The sequence below is a fragment of the Myxococcota bacterium genome (genome assembly GCA_039030075.1).
Classification (GTDB): Bacteria; Myxococcota_A; UBA9160; order UBA9160; family SMWR01; genus JAHEJV01.
Genome location: JBCCEW010000004.1, coordinates 246,577 through 269,075 on the forward strand (window position 1 = coordinate 246,577; position 22,499 = coordinate 269,075).

At 70.6% G+C, this 22,499-nt stretch carries 20 protein-coding genes; 10 read left to right on the forward strand and 10 right to left on the reverse strand.

Annotated elements, in window-relative coordinates:
* Nucleotides 1–425 precede the first annotated feature (425 nt).
* Nucleotides 426–689, forward strand: a complete 264-nt coding sequence (locus AAF430_06285) for a hypothetical protein (GenBank protein ID MEM7409821.1) — start codon at nt 426–428, stop codon at nt 687–689.
* A gap of 31 nt (nt 690–720) precedes the next feature.
* On the opposite strand, the gene AAF430_06290 is transcribed toward AAF430_06285, so the two are convergent.
* Together AAF430_06290 and surE are read right to left on the reverse strand one after the other, a co-directional pair.
* Nucleotides 721–1,047 carry a PGPGW domain-containing protein gene (locus AAF430_06290; protein MEM7409822.1) on the reverse strand — a complete coding sequence of 109 codons (327 nt, stop codon included), beginning with the start codon at nt 1,045–1,047 and terminating at the stop codon, nt 721–723.
* A 107-nt stretch (nt 1,048–1,154) separates the two neighbouring features.
* Nucleotides 1,155–2,129 carry a 5'/3'-nucleotidase SurE gene (gene surE / locus AAF430_06295; protein ID MEM7409823.1) on the reverse strand — a complete coding sequence of 325 codons (975 nt, stop codon included), beginning with the start codon at nt 2,127–2,129 and terminating at the stop codon, nt 1,155–1,157.
* A 301-nt stretch (nt 2,130–2,430) separates the two neighbouring features.
* Between surE and AAF430_06300 the strand changes: the two genes are divergently transcribed.
* Complete coding sequence (locus AAF430_06300) at nt 2,431–3,402, forward strand: TIGR03619 family F420-dependent LLM class oxidoreductase (protein MEM7409824.1); 972 nt, start codon at nt 2,431–2,433, stop codon at nt 3,400–3,402.
* A gap of 13 nt (nt 3,403–3,415) precedes the next feature.
* Nucleotides 3,416–3,850 carry a nuclear transport factor 2 family protein gene (locus AAF430_06305; protein MEM7409825.1) on the forward strand — a complete coding sequence of 145 codons (435 nt, stop codon included), beginning with the start codon at nt 3,416–3,418 and terminating at the stop codon, nt 3,848–3,850.
* Between the two features lie 33 nt (nt 3,851–3,883).
* Here AAF430_06305 and sat read toward each other — a convergent pair whose 3' ends face one another.
* The 3 genes from sat to AAF430_06320 all read right to left on the reverse strand — a co-directional run bounded on the left by sat (nt 3,884) and on the right by AAF430_06320 (nt 7,416).
* Nucleotides 3,884–5,068: a sulfate adenylyltransferase gene (gene sat, locus AAF430_06310; GenBank protein ID MEM7409826.1), complete on the reverse strand. Its 1,185-nt coding sequence runs from the start codon at nt 5,066–5,068 to the stop codon at nt 3,884–3,886.
* 180 nt (nt 5,069–5,248) lie between these two features.
* Entirely contained in the window at nt 5,249–6,748 is a 1,500-nt protein-coding gene (locus AAF430_06315; GenBank protein ID MEM7409827.1) for an FAD-dependent monooxygenase, read from the reverse strand.
* Entirely contained in the window at nt 6,745–7,416 is a 672-nt protein-coding gene (locus tag AAF430_06320) for a TetR/AcrR family transcriptional regulator (protein MEM7409828.1), read from the reverse strand. The genes AAF430_06315 and AAF430_06320 overlap by 4 nt, the downstream gene beginning before the upstream one ends.
* Before the next feature lie 202 nt (nt 7,417–7,618).
* Between AAF430_06320 and AAF430_06325 the strand changes: the two genes are divergently transcribed.
* From AAF430_06325 to AAF430_06335, 3 genes are all read left to right on the forward strand, one after another.
* Nucleotides 7,619–9,817 carry a tetratricopeptide repeat protein gene (locus AAF430_06325; protein ID MEM7409829.1) on the forward strand — a complete coding sequence of 733 codons (2,199 nt, stop codon included), beginning with the start codon at nt 7,619–7,621 and terminating at the stop codon, nt 9,815–9,817.
* 206 nt (nt 9,818–10,023) lie between these two features.
* Nucleotides 10,024–10,413 carry a hypothetical protein gene (locus tag AAF430_06330; protein MEM7409830.1) on the forward strand — a complete coding sequence of 130 codons (390 nt, stop codon included), beginning with the start codon at nt 10,024–10,026 and terminating at the stop codon, nt 10,411–10,413.
* Nucleotides 10,404–12,245, forward strand: a complete 1,842-nt coding sequence (locus AAF430_06335; protein MEM7409831.1) for a hypothetical protein — start codon at nt 10,404–10,406, stop codon at nt 12,243–12,245. The genes AAF430_06330 and AAF430_06335 overlap by 10 nt, the downstream gene beginning before the upstream one ends.
* Here the strand turns inward: AAF430_06335 and AAF430_06340 are convergent.
* Nucleotides 12,163–12,759, reverse strand: coding sequence for a hypothetical protein (locus AAF430_06340; protein MEM7409832.1), 597 nt, complete (start codon nt 12,757–12,759; stop codon nt 12,163–12,165). The genes AAF430_06335 and AAF430_06340 overlap by 83 nt on opposite strands.
* 137 nt (nt 12,760–12,896) lie before the next feature.
* On the opposite strand from AAF430_06340, the gene AAF430_06345 reads away from it, so the two are divergent.
* Entirely contained in the window at nt 12,897–13,403 is a 507-nt protein-coding gene (locus tag AAF430_06345) for a VOC family protein (protein MEM7409833.1), read from the forward strand.
* 66 nt (nt 13,404–13,469) lie between these two features.
* On the opposite strand, the gene AAF430_06350 is transcribed toward AAF430_06345, so the two are convergent.
* A complete protein-coding gene (locus tag AAF430_06350; GenBank protein ID MEM7409834.1) occupies nt 13,470–15,311 on the reverse strand; it encodes a sodium:proton antiporter in 1,842 nt (613 codons plus the stop codon).
* 72 nt (nt 15,312–15,383) lie between these two features.
* Here AAF430_06350 and AAF430_06355 point away from each other — a divergent pair, with 72 nt between their 5' ends.
* From AAF430_06355 to AAF430_06365, 3 genes are read left to right on the forward strand one after another with little or no spacing between them, the layout of a single operon-like run.
* Nucleotides 15,384–16,187, forward strand: a complete 804-nt coding sequence (locus AAF430_06355) for a dienelactone hydrolase family protein (protein ID MEM7409835.1) — start codon at nt 15,384–15,386, stop codon at nt 16,185–16,187.
* A gap of 3 nt (nt 16,188–16,190) precedes the next feature.
* Nucleotides 16,191–16,985 carry an enoyl-CoA hydratase/isomerase family protein gene (locus AAF430_06360; protein ID MEM7409836.1) on the forward strand — a complete coding sequence of 265 codons (795 nt, stop codon included), beginning with the start codon at nt 16,191–16,193 and terminating at the stop codon, nt 16,983–16,985.
* Nucleotides 16,986–18,074, forward strand: coding sequence for an alpha/beta hydrolase (locus tag AAF430_06365; protein ID MEM7409837.1), 1,089 nt, complete (start codon nt 16,986–16,988; stop codon nt 18,072–18,074).
* Here AAF430_06365 and AAF430_06370 read toward each other — a convergent pair.
* The 3 genes from AAF430_06370 to AAF430_06380 all read right to left on the reverse strand — a co-directional run bounded on the left by AAF430_06370 (nt 18,046) and on the right by AAF430_06380 (nt 22,499).
* Nucleotides 18,046–20,439 carry an efflux RND transporter permease subunit gene (locus AAF430_06370; GenBank protein MEM7409838.1) on the reverse strand — a complete coding sequence of 798 codons (2,394 nt, stop codon included), beginning with the start codon at nt 20,437–20,439 and terminating at the stop codon, nt 18,046–18,048. The two genes, AAF430_06365 and AAF430_06370, sit on opposite strands and share 29 nt — an antisense overlap.
* A gap of 63 nt (nt 20,440–20,502) precedes the next feature.
* Nucleotides 20,503–20,955, reverse strand: a complete 453-nt coding sequence (locus tag AAF430_06375; GenBank protein MEM7409839.1) for a lipase secretion chaperone — start codon at nt 20,953–20,955, stop codon at nt 20,503–20,505.
* On the reverse strand, nt 20,955–22,499 hold the full coding sequence (locus AAF430_06380; protein ID MEM7409840.1) for an acetolactate synthase large subunit: 1,545 nt from the start codon (nt 22,497–22,499) through the stop codon (nt 20,955–20,957). Before AAF430_06380 ends, AAF430_06375 begins: the two co-directional genes overlap by 1 nt.

Below are 22,499 nucleotides of genomic sequence, written 5' to 3' on the forward strand. Positions count from 1 at the left end.
CGCGGCGCGCGATCCTATCACAGGGGTTTTCGCGGCTCGGCGGGCGTCTCACGGATGCGCAGCACACCTCGCCTGGGGCCCGATGACCCACCCGCCGCGACGACCTGGGGCGGCCCGCCCCAGCCGCTGTGCGTAGGATCGTGCACAGCCCGCACCAGGAGTCCCGCCGCGCGTCGCCGGCTCGGCTCGAAAGCCGCGTCCGTACTGGGTTTCCGGGTTCCTTCGAAACATCTCGACGCGACGCGTCGTACTGGCATACGGGCTGCAATGGGTCCGGGCGTGTCCGCGATCGTTCCGGGTCTCCTCTACCGGCCGGATCGCAGCGCGGCACGAACCCGGGTGCGCCGGAGTTCCCCACGAAGTCCCCGTGCACCCCTTACCGGCACGTTCTCCGATCCGAGACGTGACCCACAGGAGCTGGACCCTTGAAGAACGATCGCGTGTTCACGCTGTACGCACTGACCCTCCTGCTGATCGGCGGCGGCATGATCACGGCAGCCATCATGATGGGACTCGCCACAGTGCCCAGCACGGGCATCTTCCTCGAACACCTCGCGCTCGGTCTGGGCGTCCGGGCCGCGTACAAGAGCTTCGGCGGCTTCGACTGGCTCTACGAACTCGCCGACTGGGCGGGCTTCTACGAACTCGAAGCGACCGCACCGAACACGGGCGCCGAGGTGCCCGCCTGAGCGATGCGCGCGGCCCCTGCGCCGCGCGCCCTCACTCCCCTCGGGCCTTCTCGGAGACGGCGTCCGCTTCGGCGGACGTCGCGTCTTCGCCCGAGTCGTCCCGCGTCTTCCAGAACGCCGACGACTCCTCGCGCACGCGTCGCAAGAGCCGGCGCGCCCACTCGAACTCTAGGGCCAGGATGCCGAGACCGGCCGGGATCACCAGGAAGGCCGGACCCGGCAGGAGGAGCATCGCGGTGCCGACGGCGAGCACCGAAATGCCGAGGACGAAGACGACGAAGCGCCGCACCAGCCGGTAACCGTCGGCGAGCAGCTGGCCCGTTCCGGAGGTCTCGGGAGTTCGGTCGCTGGATTCCATCGCGCGACGAGCGTAGCCGTTCGTCGTTAGGAGCGAGGACGCAAGGGGCTCCGAGGCGTGCCGACCGACGAGCGCCGGCCGGCACGCACGAAGCCCACGGCACGTGCCTAGTGGAACAGGCCCCGCAGTCGGTGCCGGACGATCCACTCGCGGTAGAAGTCCGCGGCGTACGTCGCCTGGATCGGGCTCACGGTCACCGTGGTCCCGCCCAGCGCGTTGCCCTCGCTGCTCGGCCGAGTGTCTTCGGGGTAACCAGCAGCCGTGTAGGGAATCTCCACGCTGACGCCTGGCAGGCCGATGTTCGGCGGGATGCCGACGGCCTGGGCGATCGGGCTGTCGCCGATGTTCTCGTAGAACTGGAGCCCGATGTTCGAAGCGGTGCCGATGCGCGTCTGCTTGAACGAGAAGTCGTGCGCGTCGGTGGTGTCGGGATCGACATCGGGAATGTTCACGTTGAGGCCGGTGCCGCGCGGCAAGCGGATCCCGTGGCGACCGTCGACCGCGGCGACGACCCGGAGCGCAATGGCCGCGATGAGCTCGGCCTCCGCGACCGTCTCGTCGTCGTTGTCGGCGCTGAAGGCGATCGCGGGAAGCCCCTTGTTGAGGGCCGTCACCGTGGCGCCCACGGTGCCGGAGTGGGGCGTGACCAGGCCGAGGTTGTTGCCTTCGTTCGGACCCGACAGCACCAGATCAGGCGGTCCGCCGAAGACCTGGGGCGCCAGCACGTCGATGCCGTAGAGCACCGCCGCCGCCGGCGATCCATCGGCGTAGAACTGCTGACCCGCGATGGTCGTCGGCCCGATCCCGAATGAACCCGCCGGCAGGAGACCTCCCTCGGACGGTTCACTGGTCGGGGGAATCGGCTGCAGGAAGGCGATCTGCCCGCTCGTTCCGCTCTGGCCCACATAGGGCGCCGCCATGATGACATTGTGGCCCGCGTCGACCAGGGCCCGGTAGAGCGCCTGGATGTTCTCCGTCTCGAACCCGTCGTCGTTGGTCAACAAGATGTCGAGAGCCTGTGCCGAGAACGATCCGAGACTCAGTAGAAGTCCCGTCACTACTGCGATGCATCGAGAACGCATGAATGTCTCCCACGCCGGACGGCGATGAGGATGGGGCGTCGGTGACCGCACCCTGCGGACCGACGCCCCAGTCTATTCCGGGCGTGCATGCCCAAGGGCGTCAATCATCACCGTCGCGTGTCGGATCCGAAGCGGTCTCGAGCGTCGCGGCGCGCGCCGCTCGTCGGAGGACTTTCGTCAGAGCGGCTTGTCTAACCCGCGTTCTTTCCCCGGGGCCGCTCCCCTCCGACGATTCGCCGACGGGGCGGCGCGCTTCGATTCGGGGTATCCCTGTGCAGCGCGAACCGCCTCAGGAGATCCCGTGAACACCGCCTCCCCGCTCGCGTCGGTCACACCGGCGCTGTCGATCCAGCCGATGAACTTCGCCGCCAAGGATCCGGGCGTCGGCGGCTGGCGCTTTCTCAAAGCCCAGGCCCGCGCCGCCGACAACGCTGGCGTCGACCGCCTCGTCGTTTCGGATCACGTGGTGCTGGGCGAGAACCTCGACGCCTACGGCGACCCGAAGCTCGGCGGGGTCGAAGGCGGACGTCAGCCGACGGGCCCCGACGGACACTGGCTCGATCCGCTGACGGTGCTCGCGACCTGGGCTGCGGTGACGCAACACACGCGCCTGATGACGGGCATCCTGATCGCCGGTTTGCGCCGCCCGGCAAACCTCGCGAAGCAGGCAGCCACCCTCGACGTGCTCTCCGAGGGCCGCCTCGACCTCGGTGTCGGCGTGGGCTGGCAGCGCGAGGAGTATCAGGCGAACGGGATCCCCTTCGAGAAGCGCGGCGCCCGCCTCGATCGCACGCTCGAGATCTGCCAGACCCTGTGGCGCGACGAACCGGCGGCGTTCGAGAGCGATGCGGTGAGCTTCGAGCGCATCCACTGCAACCCGAAGCCGCTCCAGGCCGGCGGTGTTCCGCTCTGGATCAGCGGCACGCTCAACAAGAACGTGCTCCGACGCATCGCGCGCTTCGGGAGCGGTTGGATTCCGTGGGGCCCCGATGCCATGAATCCGGCCGCCGGGCTGGCGCGCATTCGCGAGGAGATCGACGCGGCCGGTCGCTCCAGCGACGGCTTTCAGGTCACGAGCTACATCCCGGTCAAGAAGCGGGAAGACCGCAGCATCGACGTAGCGGCGACGATGGCCGCGGTGGCCCCGATGGTAGACGCGGGCATCACCGACCTCCGCATCCAACTGCCGATTCCCGAGGAAGAGCAGGCGGCCACCGACCTGCTCGCCCCCCTGGTCGAAGCCTTTCGCCCGGCCGCGGGCCGGACCGCCTGACGAGGAGCTCCCCATGAGCGACGAACATCCCGCCCGCACGGCGGGCCTCTTGTCCCAGAAGCACGTCTCGGAAGGAAACCGCGACGCCTGGCTCGACCTCTTCGCCGAGGACGCCGTCGTGCAGGACCCGGTGGGCGTGTCGCCCCTGGACCCGACGGGAAAGGGACAGATCGGGAAGACGGGGATCACCGCCTTCTACGACAACGTGATCTCGAAGGGAAACGTCAGCTTCGACTACCCGCGCTCCTACGCCGCGGGCGACGAATGCGCGTTCATCGGCACCGTCTACAACACCCTGCCGGGCGGACAGGAGTTCGCGTCGGAAGGCGTGTTCGTCTACCGCGTGAACGAGGCCGGCAAGATCGTGTCGCTGCGGGCGTTCTGGGAGTTCAAGCGCCCGGTACCCGACGGCGACATCCACCCGCCGGTGGGCCGGTCGCGCGACTAGCCCGCCGCTTCGACGCGAGCGGGCCGACCCGGCTCAGCCCGCGTTCTGGTAGTGCTCCATGAGGATCGCCGCGACTTCGGGACGCGCGAACTCTTCGGGAAGCGCTTTCCCCTCGGCGAGCATCTCGCGCACCTTCGTGCCCGAGAGCAGCACGAAGTCGCTCGAGTCGTGGTCGGGGGCGTCCTTCATCATCACCACCTTGCCGAGCTTCTTCGAGAAGGCGGTGTGGTCGGCCTTGAAGATCTCGATCTGCAGGGCGCCGGCCGGCACCTGGTCGAAGATCTCCTGGGCGTCGAAGGCGCCGTAGTAGTCGCCCACGCCCGCGTGGTCGCGGCCCACGATGAGATGGGTGCAGCCGCAGTTCTGGCGGAACACGGCGTGGAGCACGGCTTCGCGCGGCCCGGCGTAGAGCATGTCGAAGCCGTAGCCAGTCACCATCGCCGAGTTCTCGGGGAAGTAGAGCTCGACCATCTTGCGGATCGCGGCGTCGCGCACCGGCGCCGGAATATCGCCGGGCTTCAAGCGACCCAGCAGCATGTGGATCAGCACGCCGTCGGCCGACACCGCCTCCGAGGCCATCTTGCACAGCTCTTCGTGAGCGCGGTGCATCGGGTTGCGGGTCTGGAAGGCGACGACCTTCTCCCACCCGCGCTTCCCGATCTCGTCGCGGATCTCCACGGCGGTGCGGAAGGTGTCGGGGAACTCAGTGTCGAAATAGCTGTAGTCGAGCACCTCGACCGGACCCGAAACGAAGTGGGGACCATGGGAGAGGAAGGTCTCGACGCCCGGGTGGGATCCGTCGGTCGTGCCGAAGACCTGCTCGGTCATCGTCTGGAGCTGGGCCTCGTTCGCCGTGTCGATCGCCTCGACCGTCTGCACGGCCAGGATGGGATGTCCCTCGCGGTTGGGATCGCGCAGGGCGATCCGCGCGCCGACCTCGATCCCGGCGACGTCCTCGAGACGATTCACCACGGGTACCGGCCAGAAGAGCCCCCCGCTGGTCTTCATGTCCGACGCCACGGACACGGCGTCGGCGAGGCTCATGAAACCCTCGAGCGGGTTGAAGTAGCCGGCGCCCAGCATCACCAGGTTGGCGGCGGCGGCGGAGGTGACCACGCGGTCGGGAAGGCCGGCGGCCTCCTTCTCGAGGGCGCTCTTGCGGGCGGGGTCTGCGACGATGCGCGGGGCGAGCGTCGCCGAGCCGTAGGGGGCAATCATGGAGATCTCCTGCGTTGCGAGGGCGGCATTCTAGCGGGCGATTCCGACGGGACACCCGGTGGGTAGGGAGCGGCCCGCGCGCGTCGTCAGGGCCCCGGAACGACCCGGGAATCCGCCTCGGCCTGCTCGATCCTCGGCCGCGACCCGACCGATATCGATCGAGGCCGACCCGGACGATCCCTATCCGGCGAGACGTTCGGCGGGTGCGTCCGGCCCTTCGGCCAGGCGCGCCACCACGGCCGCGCGATCCGGGCCGCGAAGCACGTCGTCACGCGACTCCCGGCGCCCGTAGACCTCGAGCACCTTCGCGAACACGGCCGGGTTGCGCATCAGGTCCTGGGGCGACTCGAGCAGGTTGAAGATGCGCAGGAAGGTCCGGAGCACCCCGACGTCTTCGCGCAGCGCGGGCACGAAGCCCTCGCGCACGAGCGAACGCATGTAGCCCTTCGGGTCGACGCTGCCGTCGGGCCGATGCACCTGGTAGGGATCCTCGCCGCTGCGCAGGCGGGCCGCGACCTCGATCGCGTTGCGATCCTGGTTGCGCACCTCCTCGTACCAGGGCACGAGTTCGCGCTCGACCGCCGCGTCGAGCTCCAGGGCGAATGCCGCGCCGGCGTCCGGGTGGGCTTCCCAGGCGTCGGCGACCAGGAAGGCGTTGATCGCCGCGAAGGTGCAACCGCGGCCGACGATCGGGTTGGTGTGCAGGAGCGCGTCGCCGACCCACGCCATCCCCAGCGCGACCGGCGTTCCCTCCGACACCGGGAAGCGACGCCGGTTCTCGAGCTTCGCCATCGCGGAAACGTCACTCACCGGTACGGAGACGGCAGGGTCGACCCAGTCCCGCGTCGCGGGCAGCCACGCCGCCAGGGCGTCGAAGGAGCCGGGACGCACCAGCGTGCGGAGCTCCGGGTCGTCCGGGCTCGCGGCCAAGGTGATCGAGAAGACCCGATCGTCGCCGGGAAAGATCCCGTACTTCAGAAAGCCCAGGTCCGCCCCGATCGGACCCTCGAGCTTCGGCGCCTCGGCGCCCTCGCGCACCCGGTAGAAGCGCGACGCGTAGAAGATCCCGCAGGGTGAACGCTCGAGCTGCGGCGGCGTGATGCCCGCCGCTTCGAGCCAGGTCGCCGAACGACTGCGGCGTCCGGTCGCGTCGACGATCAGCGGCGCCTCGAGAGTCGCACCGTCGTCGCACACGACTCCCGTCACGCGAGGCGGCACGCCCGCGTCGGCCCGGAGCTCCTGGACCGCCGCGCCGCGCCGCCATTCCAGGCCGGGAAGCGCGGCAGCGTAGCGGCGCAGACACCACTCGAAGGTGATGCGTCGACACGCGAGCAACACCAGCTCTTCGTCCTCGGGCACGGTCCCCGTGGCGTCGCCGAGCGAACCGGCGAGGTCCGAGAAGCGCATGCGCTCGGCTCCGTGCTCGAGGAGGGAGTCCAGCAGCGCGGGCACGTGCTCGGCCAACAGATTGTGGAGACGCGCGAGGAAGGCGTGCGAATGGCTGCGCTGTGGCGATCCGCGGCGATCCCAGGCGTCGAAGGCCGCGTCCGGGCTCTCGGGGAGCGGGCTTGCGTCACGCTCCAGCACGGTGACCCGGGCGCCACGCTGAGCGAGCGCTACCGCGGTGAGCATCCCGGCAACGCTGCCTCCCACCACGACGGCATCGCGCGCGTCGCTCATGAGGGAGCGCTCCATTTGAGCCGCGGCTTTGGGGCGCGCAGCCCTTGCAGCCAGCTCGCGAGGAATCGCTCGCGAGCGGCGTCGGCCTCGGCATCGGATCGCGCGCAGAGGGCGGCCAAGCCCGTGAGGAAGGTCAGCGCACTCGTCTCCGGGTCGGCCTGCGCACGCAGCTCACCGCGGGCCTGCCCGGCGCGAACCCGCGCGGCCAACCAGGCGCCGAGTTCGGGTGGGCGGGATGCGCCCGGCGCGGCGGGAACGGACGGGGCGAGTTCGGCGAAGAACTGCTGGACGAGTGCAGGCATCAGCGAGTTCTGGTCTAGCCAAACCTCACAGAGGCGCTCCGCCAGCATGCGATACTCCCGCGCGGCGGAACCGCGCGCGGTGGCGGATGACACCTCGGCTTCGGACGCCAGCGCGGACGCGAGCCGGCGACTCCACTCGGAGACGAGCGCCGCCTTCGAGGGGTAGTGGAGGAAGAAGGTGGCTCGCGCGACGTCGGCCTCTGCGCAGATGGTCTCTACGGTGAGAGAGGCGAAACCCCGGCGCGCGGACAGCCGAAGAGCTGCATCGAGAATCGCGTCGCGGGTGCGGGCCTTCTTGCGGCCGCGGCGGCCGTGCCCGGAATCCGGCTGGCCCTGCAAACGGGCCCCGGTGCTGGGTGATGCCATTCGCACGACGCTAGTCCATTTTTAGACTGGGATCTATTTTTTGATGTCTCGATCTCTCGAGTCTCTCGGAAAGACCTGCGCTGGAAGGCGTTTTTTATGGATCTCCGTCTACCTCGTGCTCACAGCGGGGTGCTGGGGCTGCTCCGAGACGGAGGCTCCGAGACCCGCGGGGGAGTCGACCCCCAGCGCTCGCACGTCCGCCGTGGAGATCCCCGAGACCGCCGCGTGGGTCGGGAGCGCGGTCTGTGCCGAGTGCCATGGCGCCGAGGCGGAGGCCTGGCGCGGGTCGGATCACGACCGGGCCATGCAGGAGCCCGACGCCGAGAGCGTGCTGGGCGACTTCGAGGACGCACGCTTCGAAGAAGCCGGCACGACCTGGAGCTTCGTCCGCTACCAGGGCAAGTACCTGATCAAGAGCGAGGGCCGCGAGAGCGGCGAGTACGAGGTGGCGTACACCTTCGGCGCCGACCCGCTGCAGCAGTACCTGATCGCCTTCCCGGACGGACGGCTCCAGGCGCTGCACGTCGCCTGGGACACGCGCCCTGCCGCGGCCGGCGGCCAGCGCTGGTTCTCGCTCCACGATGCACCGCCGACGGTGGGGGATCCGCTGCACTGGCAGAGCGCCGCCGGGAACTGGAACCTTCTCTGCGGCGACTGTCACTCGACGGGCTTTCGGAAGGGCTTCGATCTCGCCGAGCGGACCTACGCCTCCCACTGGGAAGAGGTCGACGTCGGCTGCGAGGCGTGCCACGGGGCCGGCGGTGCGCACGCGCGCTGGGCCGCCGGGGGCGCGGGCCGCGGGGGGCCGCAGCTTCGCGTGGACTATCCCGCGCCAACGCGCTGGGAGCGGGCCGATGGCGCGCCGATCGCCCACGCGGCGTCGGGTGCCGTTTCGCCGGACACCGAGATCGATACCTGCGCACCGTGCCACTCGCGCCGCACGCGGCTCGTCGACGCGGCGGGGCCGGAACAGGACTTCCTCGACGGCTATCGCCCGGCGCTGCTCGAGCCTGGCCTCTACCACGATGACGGACAGATCGCCGACGAGGTCTTCGTCTGGGGCTCCTACGTGCAGAGCAAGATGTACGCCGCCGGTGTGCGTTGCAGTGACTGCCACGACCCGCACTCGACGGGTCTGCGCGCCGAGGGCAACGCCCTGTGCGGCAACTGTCATGACCCCGCGGTCTTCGACACGCGCGACCACCACCATCACGCGGGCGACACGCCGGCGTCGCAATGCACCGCCTGTCACATGCCGAGCCGCACCTACATGCAGATCGACGCACGCGGGGACCATCGCTTCTCGATCCCGCGGCCGGAGCAGAGCGCGGCACTCGGAACGCCGTCGGCCTGCGATGGGTGTCACGCCGACGCGGCGCCGGGCTGGGCCGCCGAACAGCTCATCGCCTGGCGCAGCGGTGGCGAGGAGCGCACCCACTTCGGGCGCCGCCTGGCCATGCGTCACCAGGAAGGGGCCGAAGCCGCCCGCGCGCTCGAAGCCCTGATCGACGACCGCTCGGCGCCGGCGATCGCCCGCGCCGCCGCCTTCGTCGGGCTCGCGACGCCCAGCCCCGAACGTGCCCGCGCTGCCGCGGCTTCGCCGGACGCCCTGGTGCGTCTCGCGGCAGCCAGCGCCAGCGATGCCCTGCCCGCGCTGGAGCGCGCCGCCGCGCTGGCCCCGCTGCTGAGCGACCCCCGCCACGCCGTACGCATCGAAGCGGCGCGCGCGCTCATCGATGTCCCGGCGGAGCTCCTGACCCCGGACCAGCGCGCCGCGCGACGCCGCGAGATCGAGGCGTTCCGCGCGGCCCAGGACGCCCGCGCCGACGAGCCGGGCTCGCACGTCCAGCTCGCCTCGCTGCACCTGCGCGAGAACCGGGACGGCCCCGCAGCGGAGGCCGCCTTCCGCACGGCGCTGCGCGTTGGCCCCTACTTCTTGCCGGCTTCGCTCGGGCTCGCCGACCTGCTCGGCCAGCTCGACCGCGACGACGAAGGTCGCGACGTGTTGGAGGCGGCGCTCGAGCGCGCGCCCGAGATCCCCGACCTGCACCTCGCCCTGGGCATGCTGCACGTGCGCCAGGGCCGGCAAGGGGACGCGTTGGCGGCGTTCGAGGCCGCGCGAGAGCAGGCGCCCCAGGATCCCCGGGTCCTGTACGTGCTCGCCGTCGCACTGCATTCCCAGGACCGCTCGGATGCCGCGCTGGACCTGCTGCGCGAGGGGCTCGAGGCGCATCCGGACAACAGCGCGCTGCTGAGCACCCTCGCGACGATGGGCCGGGATCTCGGTGCCTACGAGGACGCGCTCGCCGCGGTCGACCGGCTGATCGCACTCCACCCCGGCAATCCCCAGCTGGAGAGCCTGCGCGCCGACATCCAGAGCCGCGCCGAGGGCGCACCCTAGGCCCCGGCTCCACGGCCGAGACCGACCGCTCAGCGGCCGGTAACCCGTCGGCAACCGTCAAGCCAGCTGCTTGATTTGCCGATGGGTTCGGTTCGGACGGTCGAGGGGAGCGGTCGGGCGGAATGACGCGGAGCAGGCAGCGGCCGAGGGCAGTCGTCGCGGCGTGGGGGCTCGCCCTGACGCTTTCGTGTGTTGGATGCAAGGCGGTGATCGCCAGCTCGGACAGCGCCTCGGGCGGGCTGAGCAGCGCGTCCCGCGTGAGCGAGATCCTGCTCGAAGCGGGCTCCTCGGCCTCCAGCTCCAGCAGCGGCGGACCGCGCGCGGTCGGACTCGAGCGGGACGTCCGCACCTTCACGGCCCTCTATCTCGAACACGGGGGCAGTCTCGACGCCTTCCGCCGCGAACTCGGTCGGCTCTGCGCAGAGCACGGCGTGCGTCACTGGGAACAGGATCCGGCGGTGCGACGCGGCGTCGAAGCCGGCCTCGCCCGCAGCGCCCTGACGCCGCCCCAGCGCGCGCGCTTTCGCAATCGCCTCTGGTCCGCGGCCCTGGTACGTCGGGGCATCGTGGCCGAGGGAGAGCGCCGGTGGCGTTGAGACGAGAAGCGCGTCGCCGCTGGTCGATCGGCGTCGCCCTCGCCTGCGTGTTCGCCGCGTCGGTGAGTGATGCGACGCAGCAGGTGGAGTACGTCTACATCGAAGCGGGCGAAGGCGGCTCGAGCGGGGGCCACGTCGCGCTGCGGCTCGGCGATCTCGCGTACCACTACCAGCGCGAAGCCGACGGCGCCGTCGAACTGCGTCGGGAGGGCTGGCGCGCCTTCGTGTTCCGCTATCGGGTGAGTGAGAACCGCAACCTCCAGATCACCCAGATCGCCACCACGGCGCCTCGGCGGACCCAGCTACAGGAACGCCTCGACACCCAGTTCCTGCGCGAACGCGCCCAGCGGGATCGCCTCCATGCACTGCGTCGCGACGTCGCGCTGCTCGCCGCCTTGAACGCGCCCGAGGGCCGGGTGCCGATCGCCGGCGCCGGCTTCTTCGACCTCGAAGCGCTCGCGACCACCGATGCCGAGCGTGCCGGAGAACGCGCGCTGCGACGCCTGCGCGAGCGCCTGCTCGGCCGCGGCGCGGGACCCAGCCTGGCGTTCCGGCGGCGCGTCGCCGAGAGCGCGATCGCACACTTGCGGCCCGAGACGCGCGCGCCGCGTGCGAGCGAGGCCCTCGACTACGGATTCTCGCGCCGCTTTGCGGACGCCTACGCGGCGTGGTTGGCCCTGCGCGTGCTCGAGGAAGCGCCCCCGCTGCGGCAGGCGGCTCTACGGCGCGTGGGCGCCGAAGCCCTGCCCCTGCGTCCCCCCGAGCGGCTCGCCCTGGCCCGACAGGCACGACGCATCGAAGCGTCGCTGATCGCCCTGATCGACTCCGCCCGTCCCGACTGGGGGCGCGCGTTCCTGCTCGGCATGGCGCGCCTCGCGGCGATCGAGGGATCGCTCGCGACGCACCAGTTGCAACTGCTCGACGCCTACCCCGAAGAGGTCCTGGAGCTGGCCCCCGCGGCGTGGGCGTCGCTCGACGTGACTCTCGACCTGCAGGAGGAGTGGCGGCGCAGCCAGTGGTTGCGTGCGCGCCAGGCACTGATCGACGCTCCCGACGACGAGACGCGCCTCGGCGACCTCGAGTTGGCCCAGAGCGACTACGCCGAGTTGATCGACGCGCGTACCCGGCATCGGCCGCTGCGGATTCCGCTGCGCAACGGTCTGCCCGAAGCGTCGCGTTTCATCGCGCCCACCCCTCGGCCGCGCTTCGCCCGAGACGAGGGCGCTCGCCTGCTGGCGCTGGCGCGCGTGCGACTCGAGGAGGCCGAGGCGAGCCACGACGCACAGGCGGCCTACGACCTCGTCTCGCGCAACTGCGTGACCGAGCTCTTCGCGCACCTCGACGCCGCACTCGGCGACGTTGTTCCGAGTGAAGCGGGCGACGGAGCGGGCGGGGCGCCGGGCTTCGTCCCCGTGCTGTCGGCCCAGGCCGTCGCCGAACGCTGGGGCCGGGGCGACTCGCGCACCCTGCTCTCCCACCGACGCACGCTGGTCGGCGAGAGCTGGTGGTCGGCCCTGCGTGAATCGAACACCCTGACCGCGACGCGCTACGAGAGCCCGCTCGAGGACTCGCTCTTCCTGTTCTTCACCGACAACGCCGCGCCGGTGCGCCCCCTGCTCGGCGCCGCGAACCTGGCGACCGGCGTGGTCGGAGGCGCCCTGGGTCTGTTCACTCTGCCCTGGGATCAAGGGGCGTTGTTCTCGCGTTCGGTGCGCGGCAGCGTCGCGAGCGTTCCCGAGCTCTTCTTCGTCAACATCCGCAAGGGGACGTATCCCCTGCTGCCGCCGTCTTCGGCGGACGCCGACGTCGCCGCCACTCCCGAACCCCAATGAGCCCGGCGACCGCGAGTGTTCCCGCGGTCAACGTGGCAGGGCTCTCGAGGCGCGCCAGGGGCGCCGCCACCGCCGCGCCGAAGAGTGCGGCGACGAGCATCGGCAGCCCACAGAGCACGGCGAAGCTCACCCCGAACCCCATGACGCCGGCGATGCCTCCCGCGCGCAACCACGCCCGCGGGCCAATGCTGGCGGGCGGCGTGATCCCTGCCAGGACCTCGACGACGGGATCGTCGCCCCGCACCTCGAGGATCGCGTCGCCGGCCGCGTTGCGACCCAGCTCGAAGCGCACGTCGGCGCAGCAGGCGCGCTCCTTCTCGATCCAACGGCGCAGGGTCGCCTCGGCGGCGGCACTGCCATCGCACTCCCAGAGGACCCCGTCGGGCAGGCGCACCACGCGACGGACGAGCGGCGCCACCTCGGCCGCGATCCAGGCGCGGCGCTCGGCAAGCTCCGGTGAGGAGAGAGTGCAACTGCTGCCCGCGGGCAGCGACGCTCCGAGCTCGGTTCCCATGACGCGTTCCTCCTGAGGACAGGGAAAGATTACTTGTTCAAGTACGCTTGAAGTCAACCCCGCCTGCCGGATGCGCCCCCTCGCCCGCTCTACACTTTGCGCGTGCCCCGCGTTTCCGCGCGCCCAGCGAGGTTCCCATGACCGTCGAAGTGAACGGCATCGCGCACATCCAACTCACCACGAACGATCCGGATCGCTCCCTGCCCTTCTGGGAAGCGTTCTGTCACTTCCTCGAGATGAAGACGCTGATCCGCAACGAGGAGATCGTCTACTGCATCGGGAGTCGCACGGGCATCCTGGTGCGCGCCGCACCGGCGGTGAAGCGCGACGGCCACTTCGACCAGGAGCGCGTGGGGCTCCACCACTTCTGCTTTCGCGCCCGCGCGCACGACGACATCGACAAGATCCATGCCTTCGTGCGCGAGTACCCCGAGGCGACGATCGTCCACCCGCCCGAGGACGGTTCCCAGTTCGCGCCGGGCTACTACTCGCTGCTTTTCGAAGACCCGGACGGGATCCGCGTGGAAGTGAACCACGTGCCCGGCAAGGGCCACTTCGGAAAGGAAGGACGCCTCGGCGAAGGCGGACCCGGCCCGGCGGGCCGCTACGGCGAAGACGGGCTGCAGGACGAAGACGCCTCCTGACGCTCGACGCGCATCGGGCGATCGAGACGACCCGCCACGGGGTCGCCCGCCAGGAACGATCGGCGCTCAGTCCGCGGGTTCGGCGGGTTCGAGTCCGAGCGTCCGCAACACCTCTTCGGCCTCGGCGCGGTCGGGTTCGTAGATGGCGACGGCGACGCGGTCGCCCTTCGCGAGCTTGATCCCCGCGTGCATCGGCCCGGCGGTCTTGCCGCGATGGTGTCCGAGGAAGACGAGCCGCTCTCCGGTCTTGGACTCGAGCGATTCGGTCGGCGGCTCCCCGACGCTCCATTCCTCGACGGCGACATCGCCGTGGCGCACCCGCACCTCCCAACGCTCGGCGTCGTGGGGTCCCTCGAAGAGGGTGCGCGCGTCGCCCTTCTGCACGAGGTCGGGAGCAATGCCCGTGCCCGCGCGCATGACGGCGATGTAGGCCTGGGGTACGCCGAAGAACTCCCGCGAGCGGCTGGCGTAGACGCTGTTGAGCACCTGGTTCGGCGTGAGGCCCACCACCGAACCCACGCTCTCGAAGCGGGCGCGCAGCATCGTGCGCTCCTGGACCGCGTCGCCGAACACGACCGAGAAGCCCGACTCCTCGGCCTGGCGCACGTGCTCGGCGTTCGAGTCGAGGAAGACCACCGGGACGTCCACGCTGCGCAGCCACTCGCCGAGCTTCAGGCCCAGGCCCGAGGCTCCAAGGATGGCCACCCGGTCGCGGCTGGGCAGCCGGACCCCGAGGAGCGACGCCACCGGTCCCGCCGTGAAGCCCGCCAGGACGACGGTGCCCGCGATGGTCAGGAACACCAGCGCCCGCAGCTCGTTGCCACCCGCGTCGCCGCTCTCGAGCAGCGCGTTGGACGTCACCGAGGCGACGGCGGCGGCGACGATGCCGCGCGGTGCGATCCACGAGACGAAGAGCCGCTCCTTGGTGTTGAGGTCGGACCCCATCGTGCACAGCCAGACCCCGAGCGGGCGCACCACCAGGACGAGGGCCGCCACCAGCGCCAGCCCCCGCATGCCGAGGGCCTGGACCTCGGCGATCCGCACGTCGGCGGCGAGCAGCACGAAGAGCAGACCGATCAACAGGATCGTCAGCTGGTCCTTGAACTCGCGCAGGTCGCGATCCACGCGGCTGCGCAGGTTCCCCACCACGACGCCGGCGACGGTGACCGCGAGGATGCCGCTCTCGTGAACGACGGCGTCGCAGGCCTGGAAGAGCAGCAACACCGCGGCGAGGACGAAACCGTTCTCGAGCCCTTCGGGAATCAGCCGTCGCACGCGCAGGATGCCGGCCAGCGCGTAGCCGGTGAGTACGCCGGCGCCGGCGCCGAAGCCGAACTGGAGCAGGAAGGTCACCCCGCCTCCGAGCTGGGTCTCGGTATCGGGGGCGATCGCGAGTTCGAGCAGCAGCACCGCCAGGATCGCGCCGACCGGATCGATCAGGACGCCCTCGGCCTCGAGCACGGTCGCGACCCGCGGCTTCAAGCGCAGCTCGCGCACGAGCGGCCCGATCACGGTCGGCCCGGTCACGACCACGAGGCTGCCGAAGAGGAGCGAGCGCATGATCGGCCAACCGAAGATCAGGTGGGCCGCGATCGCCCCGCCGGCCAGGGTGACGAGCGCACCCCAGGTGACGAGTCGCCGGATCGCCGCCTGCTCGCGACGCAGCCGGGAGATCTCGAGGTTGAGTCCCCCTTCGAAGAGGATCACCGCGACCGCGAGCTGGACCGTCGCGATCAAGCCAACGCCCAGCGCATCGGGCTGGACCCAACCGAGACCATCCGGGCCGAGACCCGCGCCCGCGGCGAGCAGGAGCACGATGCCCGGCACACGCAGATGTCGCGCCAGCGACTGGGCCACGATGCCCACGGCCAACGCCAGGGCCAGGGTGAACGCCGGGTGCTCGGTCAAGTCGGGAAGCTACACCGCTTCGCTCGGATTTCCCCGGTTGTGTTCGCCCAGGCAGCGCGGCACGCTCGGCCCATGCCGCTCGCCAACTACGACTCGTTTCCCTTCACCCACGCAGGCTCCACGCGAACGGTGTATCGCCGCGGTACCGGAGCCGCGGTGGTCGTCATGCACGAGGTTCCGGGGATCACACCCGAGGTCGAGGGTTTCGCCACCCGGGTCGCCGATGCCGGCTTCACGGTCTACCTGCCCCACCTGTTCGGCACACCCGAAAAGGCGTTCTCGGGCTCCTACGCCGCCGGGCAGATGCTGCGCGCCTGCGTCAGCCGCGAATTCTCGGTGCTCGCGCGCGGCGCGTCGAGCCCGATCACCGACTGGCTCCGCGCGCTGTGCCGCTCCGCGCACGCCGAGTGTGGCGGCCCAGGCGTGGGCGCGATCGGAATGTGTCTGACCGGGAACTTCGCCCTCACTCTGATGGTCGATGCCAGCGTCATGGCACCGGTGCTCAGCCAACCCTCGCTGCCGCTGCCGGTCTCGGCCGCCCATCGCGAGGCGCTGCACCTGTCCGACGACGACCTGGCCCGGGTCCGTGAGCGCGCGAAGGGCGGCTGCGGCGTGCTCGGACTGCGCTTCACCAGCGACCCGCTCTGCCCGCCCGAGCGCTTCGAGCGACTCCGCCAGGAGCTGGGCGACGGGTTCGAGGGCATCGAGATCGACTCGTCCTCGGGGAATGCTCACGGGATCGCGCGCACCGCCCATTCGGTGGTGACGACCGACCTCGTCGATGAAGCCGGCCATCCCACCCGTGCGGCGCTCGACCGCGTCCTCGGCTTCTTCGAAGAACGGCTGCGGGGCAGCGCTGCGTCGGGGAGCGCTTAGTCCATGTCCAGCTACGAAACGATTCGTGTCGAACGGGAGGAGCATCTCACCTGGCTCACCCTCGATCGACCGGAGGCCCTGAACGCCCTCTCGATCCAGATGATCGAGGAGCTCCACGACTTCTTCTTCCGACTTCCCGAGGACACCGAGACCCGGGTCCTGGCGCTGCGCGGTGCCGGCAAGGCGTTCTGCGCCGGACTCGACCTGAAGGAGTCGCGCGGCGGGGACGGAGGCGTTCCCGAAGGTCTGCGCATCCAACGTCAGGTCGCCGAGCTTTCGGTGATGCTGCGGCGCGCACCCCAACCGGTGATCGCCGCGGTGCAGGGCGCCGCCGCGGGCGGCGGCTTCGCCCTCGCCCTCGCCTCGGACGTCCGCATCGCCGCCGACACCGCGCGCATGAACGCCGCCTTCATCCGGATCGGTCTGTCGGCCTGTGACGTCGGGGTCAGCTACTTCCTGCCGCGCATCGTCGGCGCGTCGGTCGCATCGGAGCTGCTCCTCACCGGCGACTTCATCGAAGCCGACCGCGCCCTGCGCACCGGCCTGGTGTCCGACGTGGTTCCCGAGGCCGCCCTCGAAGGCGCGACCCGCGACATGGCGGCGCGCATGCTGCGCAACTCCCCGCTCGCGCTGCGCCTCACCAAGGAGTGCCTGAAGATCAATGTCGACGCGGGCAGCCTCGAGGCCGCCATCGCGATGGAGGATCGCAACCAGATCCTGGCGGTCCAATCGAAGGATTTCCGTGAGGGAGTCTCGGCCTTCCTCGGCAAGCGGGAGCCGCGGTTCGAGGATCGTTAGGTGCCCAGTTGGATCGAACGCTGGGGCGCGCGCCTGCTGCCGCGCCTGCCCGAAGCCTGGCTCGAACGCGCGGGGGAGCGCCCCGAGGTGCGAGGGACGAAGCTCGACGCCCACCTCTCGATCATGGCAGGGCAAGCGGGCCGGTCGACGCCGTTCTACGAGACCACGCCGGGCGAAGCGCGCGCCGCGCTCGATGCCAGCCTGGCGCTGGCCGCCGCGCCACTCCGCCCCCTCGAGCGCATCGAGCAGCGTCGGGTTCCCGGTGCCGCCGGCCCTCTCGAAGCGCGCGTCTATGTGCCGTCCCAGCTGGAAGGGCCGCGCCCCCTGTGGCTCTACTTCCACCAGGGCGGTTGCGTGATCGGCAACCCCGATTGGTGCGCCCACTTCTGCAGCGTGCTCGCCGAGCGAACCCGAGCCCCGGTGCTCGCCGTCGACTACCGCAAGGGCCCGGAGCACCGGTTCCCCGCCGCCCAGGAAGACGCCTGGGCGGTGTATCGCTGGGCCCTCGACGCGGCGGAAGAGGTGGGCGGAGACCCGACGCGACTCGCCGTGGGAGGCGACTCGGCCGGCGGCGGCCTCGCCGCCACCATCGCCCAGCGGGCCGTCGATGAGAAGCTGCGCGCCCCGCTCCTGCAACTGCTCGTCTACCCCTGGCTCGAGGCCTTCGCCGACAATGCGTCGTACCGCGACTGCGCCGACGCCTACCCGCTCACACCCCAGGGCATGCGCTGGTTCCTGGAGAACTACGCAACGCCCGACGACGCCTCCGACCCGCGCCTCGCCCCCGCTCTGCGCAGCGACCTCTCGGGACTCGCGCCCGCCCTCGTCTACACCGCGGGTTTCGACGTGCTGCGCGACGAGGGCGAGGACTACGCCCAGCGCCTCGAAGCGGCGGGCGTACCCACCGTGTTCCGCTGCTACGCTTCATTGTGTCACTCGTTCACGGCCTTCGCCGGCGCGTCGCCCGCCGTCGCGCTGGCGCTCGACGAGATCGCGCGAGACGCCGACCGGGTCTTGTCGCGCAGCCTCGGAGCGCCCGCAGCCCCCGCTTCGTCGGGGATCAGACCGGAACCGCGCGCTTCTTCGTGACGAGGACCAGCAGGGCCGGCGTGATGATGACGTCGAGGATGAACGCGCCGGAGACGGCGAAGGCGGTGAGCACGCCGAAGTAGCGGAGGTTCTCCATCGTCGAGAGCGTGAAGACGAGGAAGCCGAGCGAGAGCACCACCGAGGTGAAGAGCAGGGCGCGGCCGGTGGTGCGCAGGGTTTCTTCGAGCGCCCGATAGGCGTCGCCGTGGCGCGCCAGACCGCTGCGGTAGCCATGGATCATGTGCAGGGTGTCGTCGACGGCGAGGCCGATCGCGATACAGCCGAACATCATCGTGAAGATGTCGAGAGGCGCGTCGATCCGCGGCATCAGCCCGAGCGTCAGCAGAATCGGCAATAGGTTCGGCACCATGCTCACGAGGCCCGATCGCAGGCTGCCGATCAAGAGCATCATCAGTGGCGTGATGACCAGGAAGGCCAACGCGTAGGTGCGGATCAGGCTCGTGCTCGTCGCCTGCACCGTCCGTGCAATCAGCGACGAGGCCCCCGTGACCACCGCTTCCGCTTTGTCTCCGAGGATGCGCGCCACGTCGCGCTGCACCTGCTCGATCACGACGGCCTTCTTGTTGCCGTCGTCCCAGGCCGATCGGATCGAGAAGCGGGCCACGCGGAACTGGGGATCGATGACCCGCTCGAGGTCGTCGTGGCCGCTGTTCTCGAAGAGCAGGAGCTCCTGGGCGAGCAGCGCGCGCTCCTGCGGCACCGCGTAGAAGGCGGAATCGTTCCCGTTCAGCGCCTGGTGGGTCTCTTTCGTGATGTCCAGGATCGAGACCGTGCGTCCGAGATCGTCACCGTTGACCACGAGGGTGTCGACGTGAGCGCTCAGCGCCTCGACCCGGTTCATCAGATCGGGGTCGTAGAAGGCGTTCTCCTCTTTCCCATCGATCACCACCTCGATCGTCATGGCGCCTCCGAGGCGTTCATCGACGTACTCGAAGGCCTGACGGAACGGATCGTCCTCGGGGAAGTAGGAGATGGGGTCGTTGGACGGGGTGAGGTCGGTCGCCGACACGACCGCGCCGAGGGCCAACAGCGCAGCTCCGACCCCGATCTGTCGCGGATGCCTTGCGCCGTACATACCCAGGCCGACGAGCCAGCGATCGAAGACGGTTTCGCGCTGGGCCTCGCGCGCGCGAGCGCGCATCGGGAAGACACAGAGCAGCGCCGGGAGGAACGCGAGGCTGTACACCAGACAGACCAACACGCCGAGCGCCGCGGCCTTGCCGAACTCGCGGATCGGCACCATGTCGGCGGCCAGGAACGAGGCGATGCCGGCGCTGGTCGTGAGCGCGGTCATCGCCACCGGCGGACCCGCGTGGCGGAGCGCCGCCACCAGCGCCGCTTCCGAGGCGTCGCCGGCGTCGAGGCGCTGCAGATAGATGGCGAGCAGGTGCACGGCGTAGCCGATGCCGACGGCGAGGACGAAGACGGGCAAGATCTGCGAGAGAATCGAGAGCGTGCGCTCGAAGGTTCCGAGCACGCCGAAGGTCGTCGCCATCGACAGGAACACCGACGCAAGCGCGAGCGGCACCGGCGCGAAGCGGCGGAACAGCACGAGCATCGACACCAGGATCACGGCCAGCGCGGCGAGCGAGAAACGCGGGACGTCGCGCGCCATCCCGAGGGCGAGTTCGTGGGTGACCATCGCCGAGCCGGTGACGTGAATCGGTAGATCCGGACGGCGGAAACGCTCGGCCACCGCCTTCACCGCTTCGACGGCCGCCGCGTTCTCGGCGGGCTTGAGGAACTCGCGCGGCTTGCCGTCGTCGGCCGCGGGAGCGTCGAAGCCCGAGAGTGCGTCGAAGCTCTCGTCGTAGGAGTACGCGTTCGTCTCGACCATGACGGCGGTGGTCTTGCCGTCGGCCGTGATCACCACGTCGCGGTAGGACGGCGTGGTGAGCACGCGTTCGCGGAGCGCAGCGAGCTCGGCCGGGGTCGTCGGCATCTCGAGGAGCAGATCATCGACGAGCAGCTCGTCGCCCCGACCCTCGACGGCCCGGATGTTGACGAGGCTGGTCACGCGATCGAGGTGGGGCACCTCCTCTTCGAGGGCCTCGTGGATCTTCCGCAGCTCTTCGAGAAAACCGAGGTCGAAGACCTCGGGGGGCTCGATCGCGAGGAGGATCATCTGATCGCGGCCGAACTGGGCCCGGAGCTCGTCGTAGGCGACGCGGGTGGGGTCGTTCTCGAGCAGGTAGCTCTCGGTCGAGGTCACCACCTCGAGCTTCGACAGCTGGGTCACGGCGAGGGCCGGAAAGAGCAGCCCGAGCGCCAGGATCCACCAGCGCCCACGCCGCACCGTCCCCGCCCAGGTCTCGAAACCGGCCTCGAAGTCTTCTCGCCGCATCGCCAGCCCGCATCCTAAGCCACCGAGAGGTGTCAGCGGCGAAAGATCCGGCTCAGCACGGGGTCAAAGCCCCGCGTCGATCGCCCGGACGATCTCCGCCTCGCGCTCGGAGAAGCGCTCGCCGCGCAGCACCTCGAGGGCCGCCTGCTGCCCGGCCGGATTCAGGTGGTCATCGGCCAGGATCACGTCGCGGGCGCGCTGATAGTCCTCGAGGCGCACGGGCCAATCCGGGTGTTCCTGGGGGTCGGGGAGCGGCGGAGAGACGGCGTCGGGGTCCCCCGCCGGGTCGGGCAGGTCGACCGCCAGCGTGCTTGCTGCTTCCGGGGCCGGTGCAGCAGGTGCGAGGGCCGGAACCTCGGGAGGGGCCGGTCGCGGTGCCGCCACCGCGACGGGCGGAGCTTCGAGCAGGGGGGGCGTGGGCTCCCCGGGTGCGCTGCCCGAGCGCAGCATCCACCCCCACATCCCGACCATCCCGAGCACCACGCCGAACAGGCCGAAGAGAACGACGCGGAGCACTAGGAGACCCGCGCTTCGATCAAACAGGGCCCGGGCTCGGCGAAGGCCCGCTGCAGCGCCCCGGCCAGCGCCTCGGCGGTGTCGACGCGTACGGCCGGGACCCCCTGCCCTTGCGACAAGGCGACCCAGTCGAGCTCGGGGTGGCTGAGGTTCGTGAGCGAACGCGCCTGGGCCCCGGGCTCGGCGATCCCGGCGCGGCCGAGCTCGACCTGCAGGATCCGATAGGCCTGGTTCGCGGCGACGACGACGACGACGTCGAGCGATTCGCGCGCGCAGGTCCACAGCGCTTGCAGGGTGTACATGCCGCTGCCGTCCGCCTGGAACGCGATCACCTTGCGATCGGGACAGGCGAGTGCGGCACCGACGGCGGTCGGCAGCCCCTGTCCGATCGCGCCGCCGGTGAGCGACAGCGCGTCGTGTCGCGGTGCTCCGTCCGAGAGCGCGTAGTAGGCGAGCCCGCTGGTCGCCGCCTCGTCCACGAGGATGCAATCCTCGGGCTGGAGGGCCGCGATGGTGGTCCCGAGTGCACCGACGGTGAGTTCGCCGGTGGGCAACGCGGGGCGTGCCGGAGTCACTGCCTCGAATCCGTCCGGCGCGCCGAGACGCTCGGCCAGCGCCTCCAGGGCGGACGCCACGTCGTCCTCGGGCCGTGCGAGTACGTGCAGCGCCGTCGACTCGGGGGTGAGACGGCTCGGAATGTCCGGATAGCCGAAGAACGCCACGGGTTCGGCCGTGCCCGCACACACCAGGTGCGACACACCCTGGAGTCGCTCGATCACCTGCTCCGGGAAATAGGGCAACCGCTCGACGGCAGGCAGCCCCACCCCGCGCGCCAGACGCGCGTAGAAGGTCTCGTGCACCAGCGCGCAGCCCGTGTGCGCCGCGATCCGGCCCGCGGTGCGAAGGCACGACTCGCTGAGCGCGGCGCCTCCGAGAAACAGCACGCCCGACGCTCCGCTGCCGAGCGCGTCGGCCGCGGCCGCGACCTGGCCTTCCTCGACCGCCGGAGGAGCCGGCGGCTGCGCGGCCGTGCGCGGCTCGGGCCCCGGATCCCAGGCGCAGTCCTGGGGCACGATCAACGTCGCAATCTGGCCCGGTGCGGTGCGCGCGGCGGTGATCGCCGCCGCCGTGTCGTCCGCGAGCTCGGAGGCCTGGGCCGTAGTGCGCACCCAGCCGGAGACCGGTCGCGCCAGCCCGGCGATGTCGGAGGTGAGCGGTGCGTCGGCCTCCAGGTGCCAGCGGGCGTGGTCCCCGATCACGTTCACGATCGGCGTGCGCGCACGACGGGCATTGTGGAGATTGGCAATGCCGTTCGCGAATCCGGGACCCAGGTGGGTCAGGGTCAAGGCGGGCCGCCCGCTCATGCGCGCGTAGCCGTCCGCCGCGCCGGTACAGACGCCCTCGAAGAGCCCGAGCACCGCGCGCAGCCCGGGCTGGGCGTCCAGGGCTGCCACGAGCTGCATCTCGGTGGTGCCTGGGTTCGCCAGGCAGAGGTCGATCCCGCTCGCGTGCGCAGTGCGCACCAAGCTCTCGGCTCCGTTCAT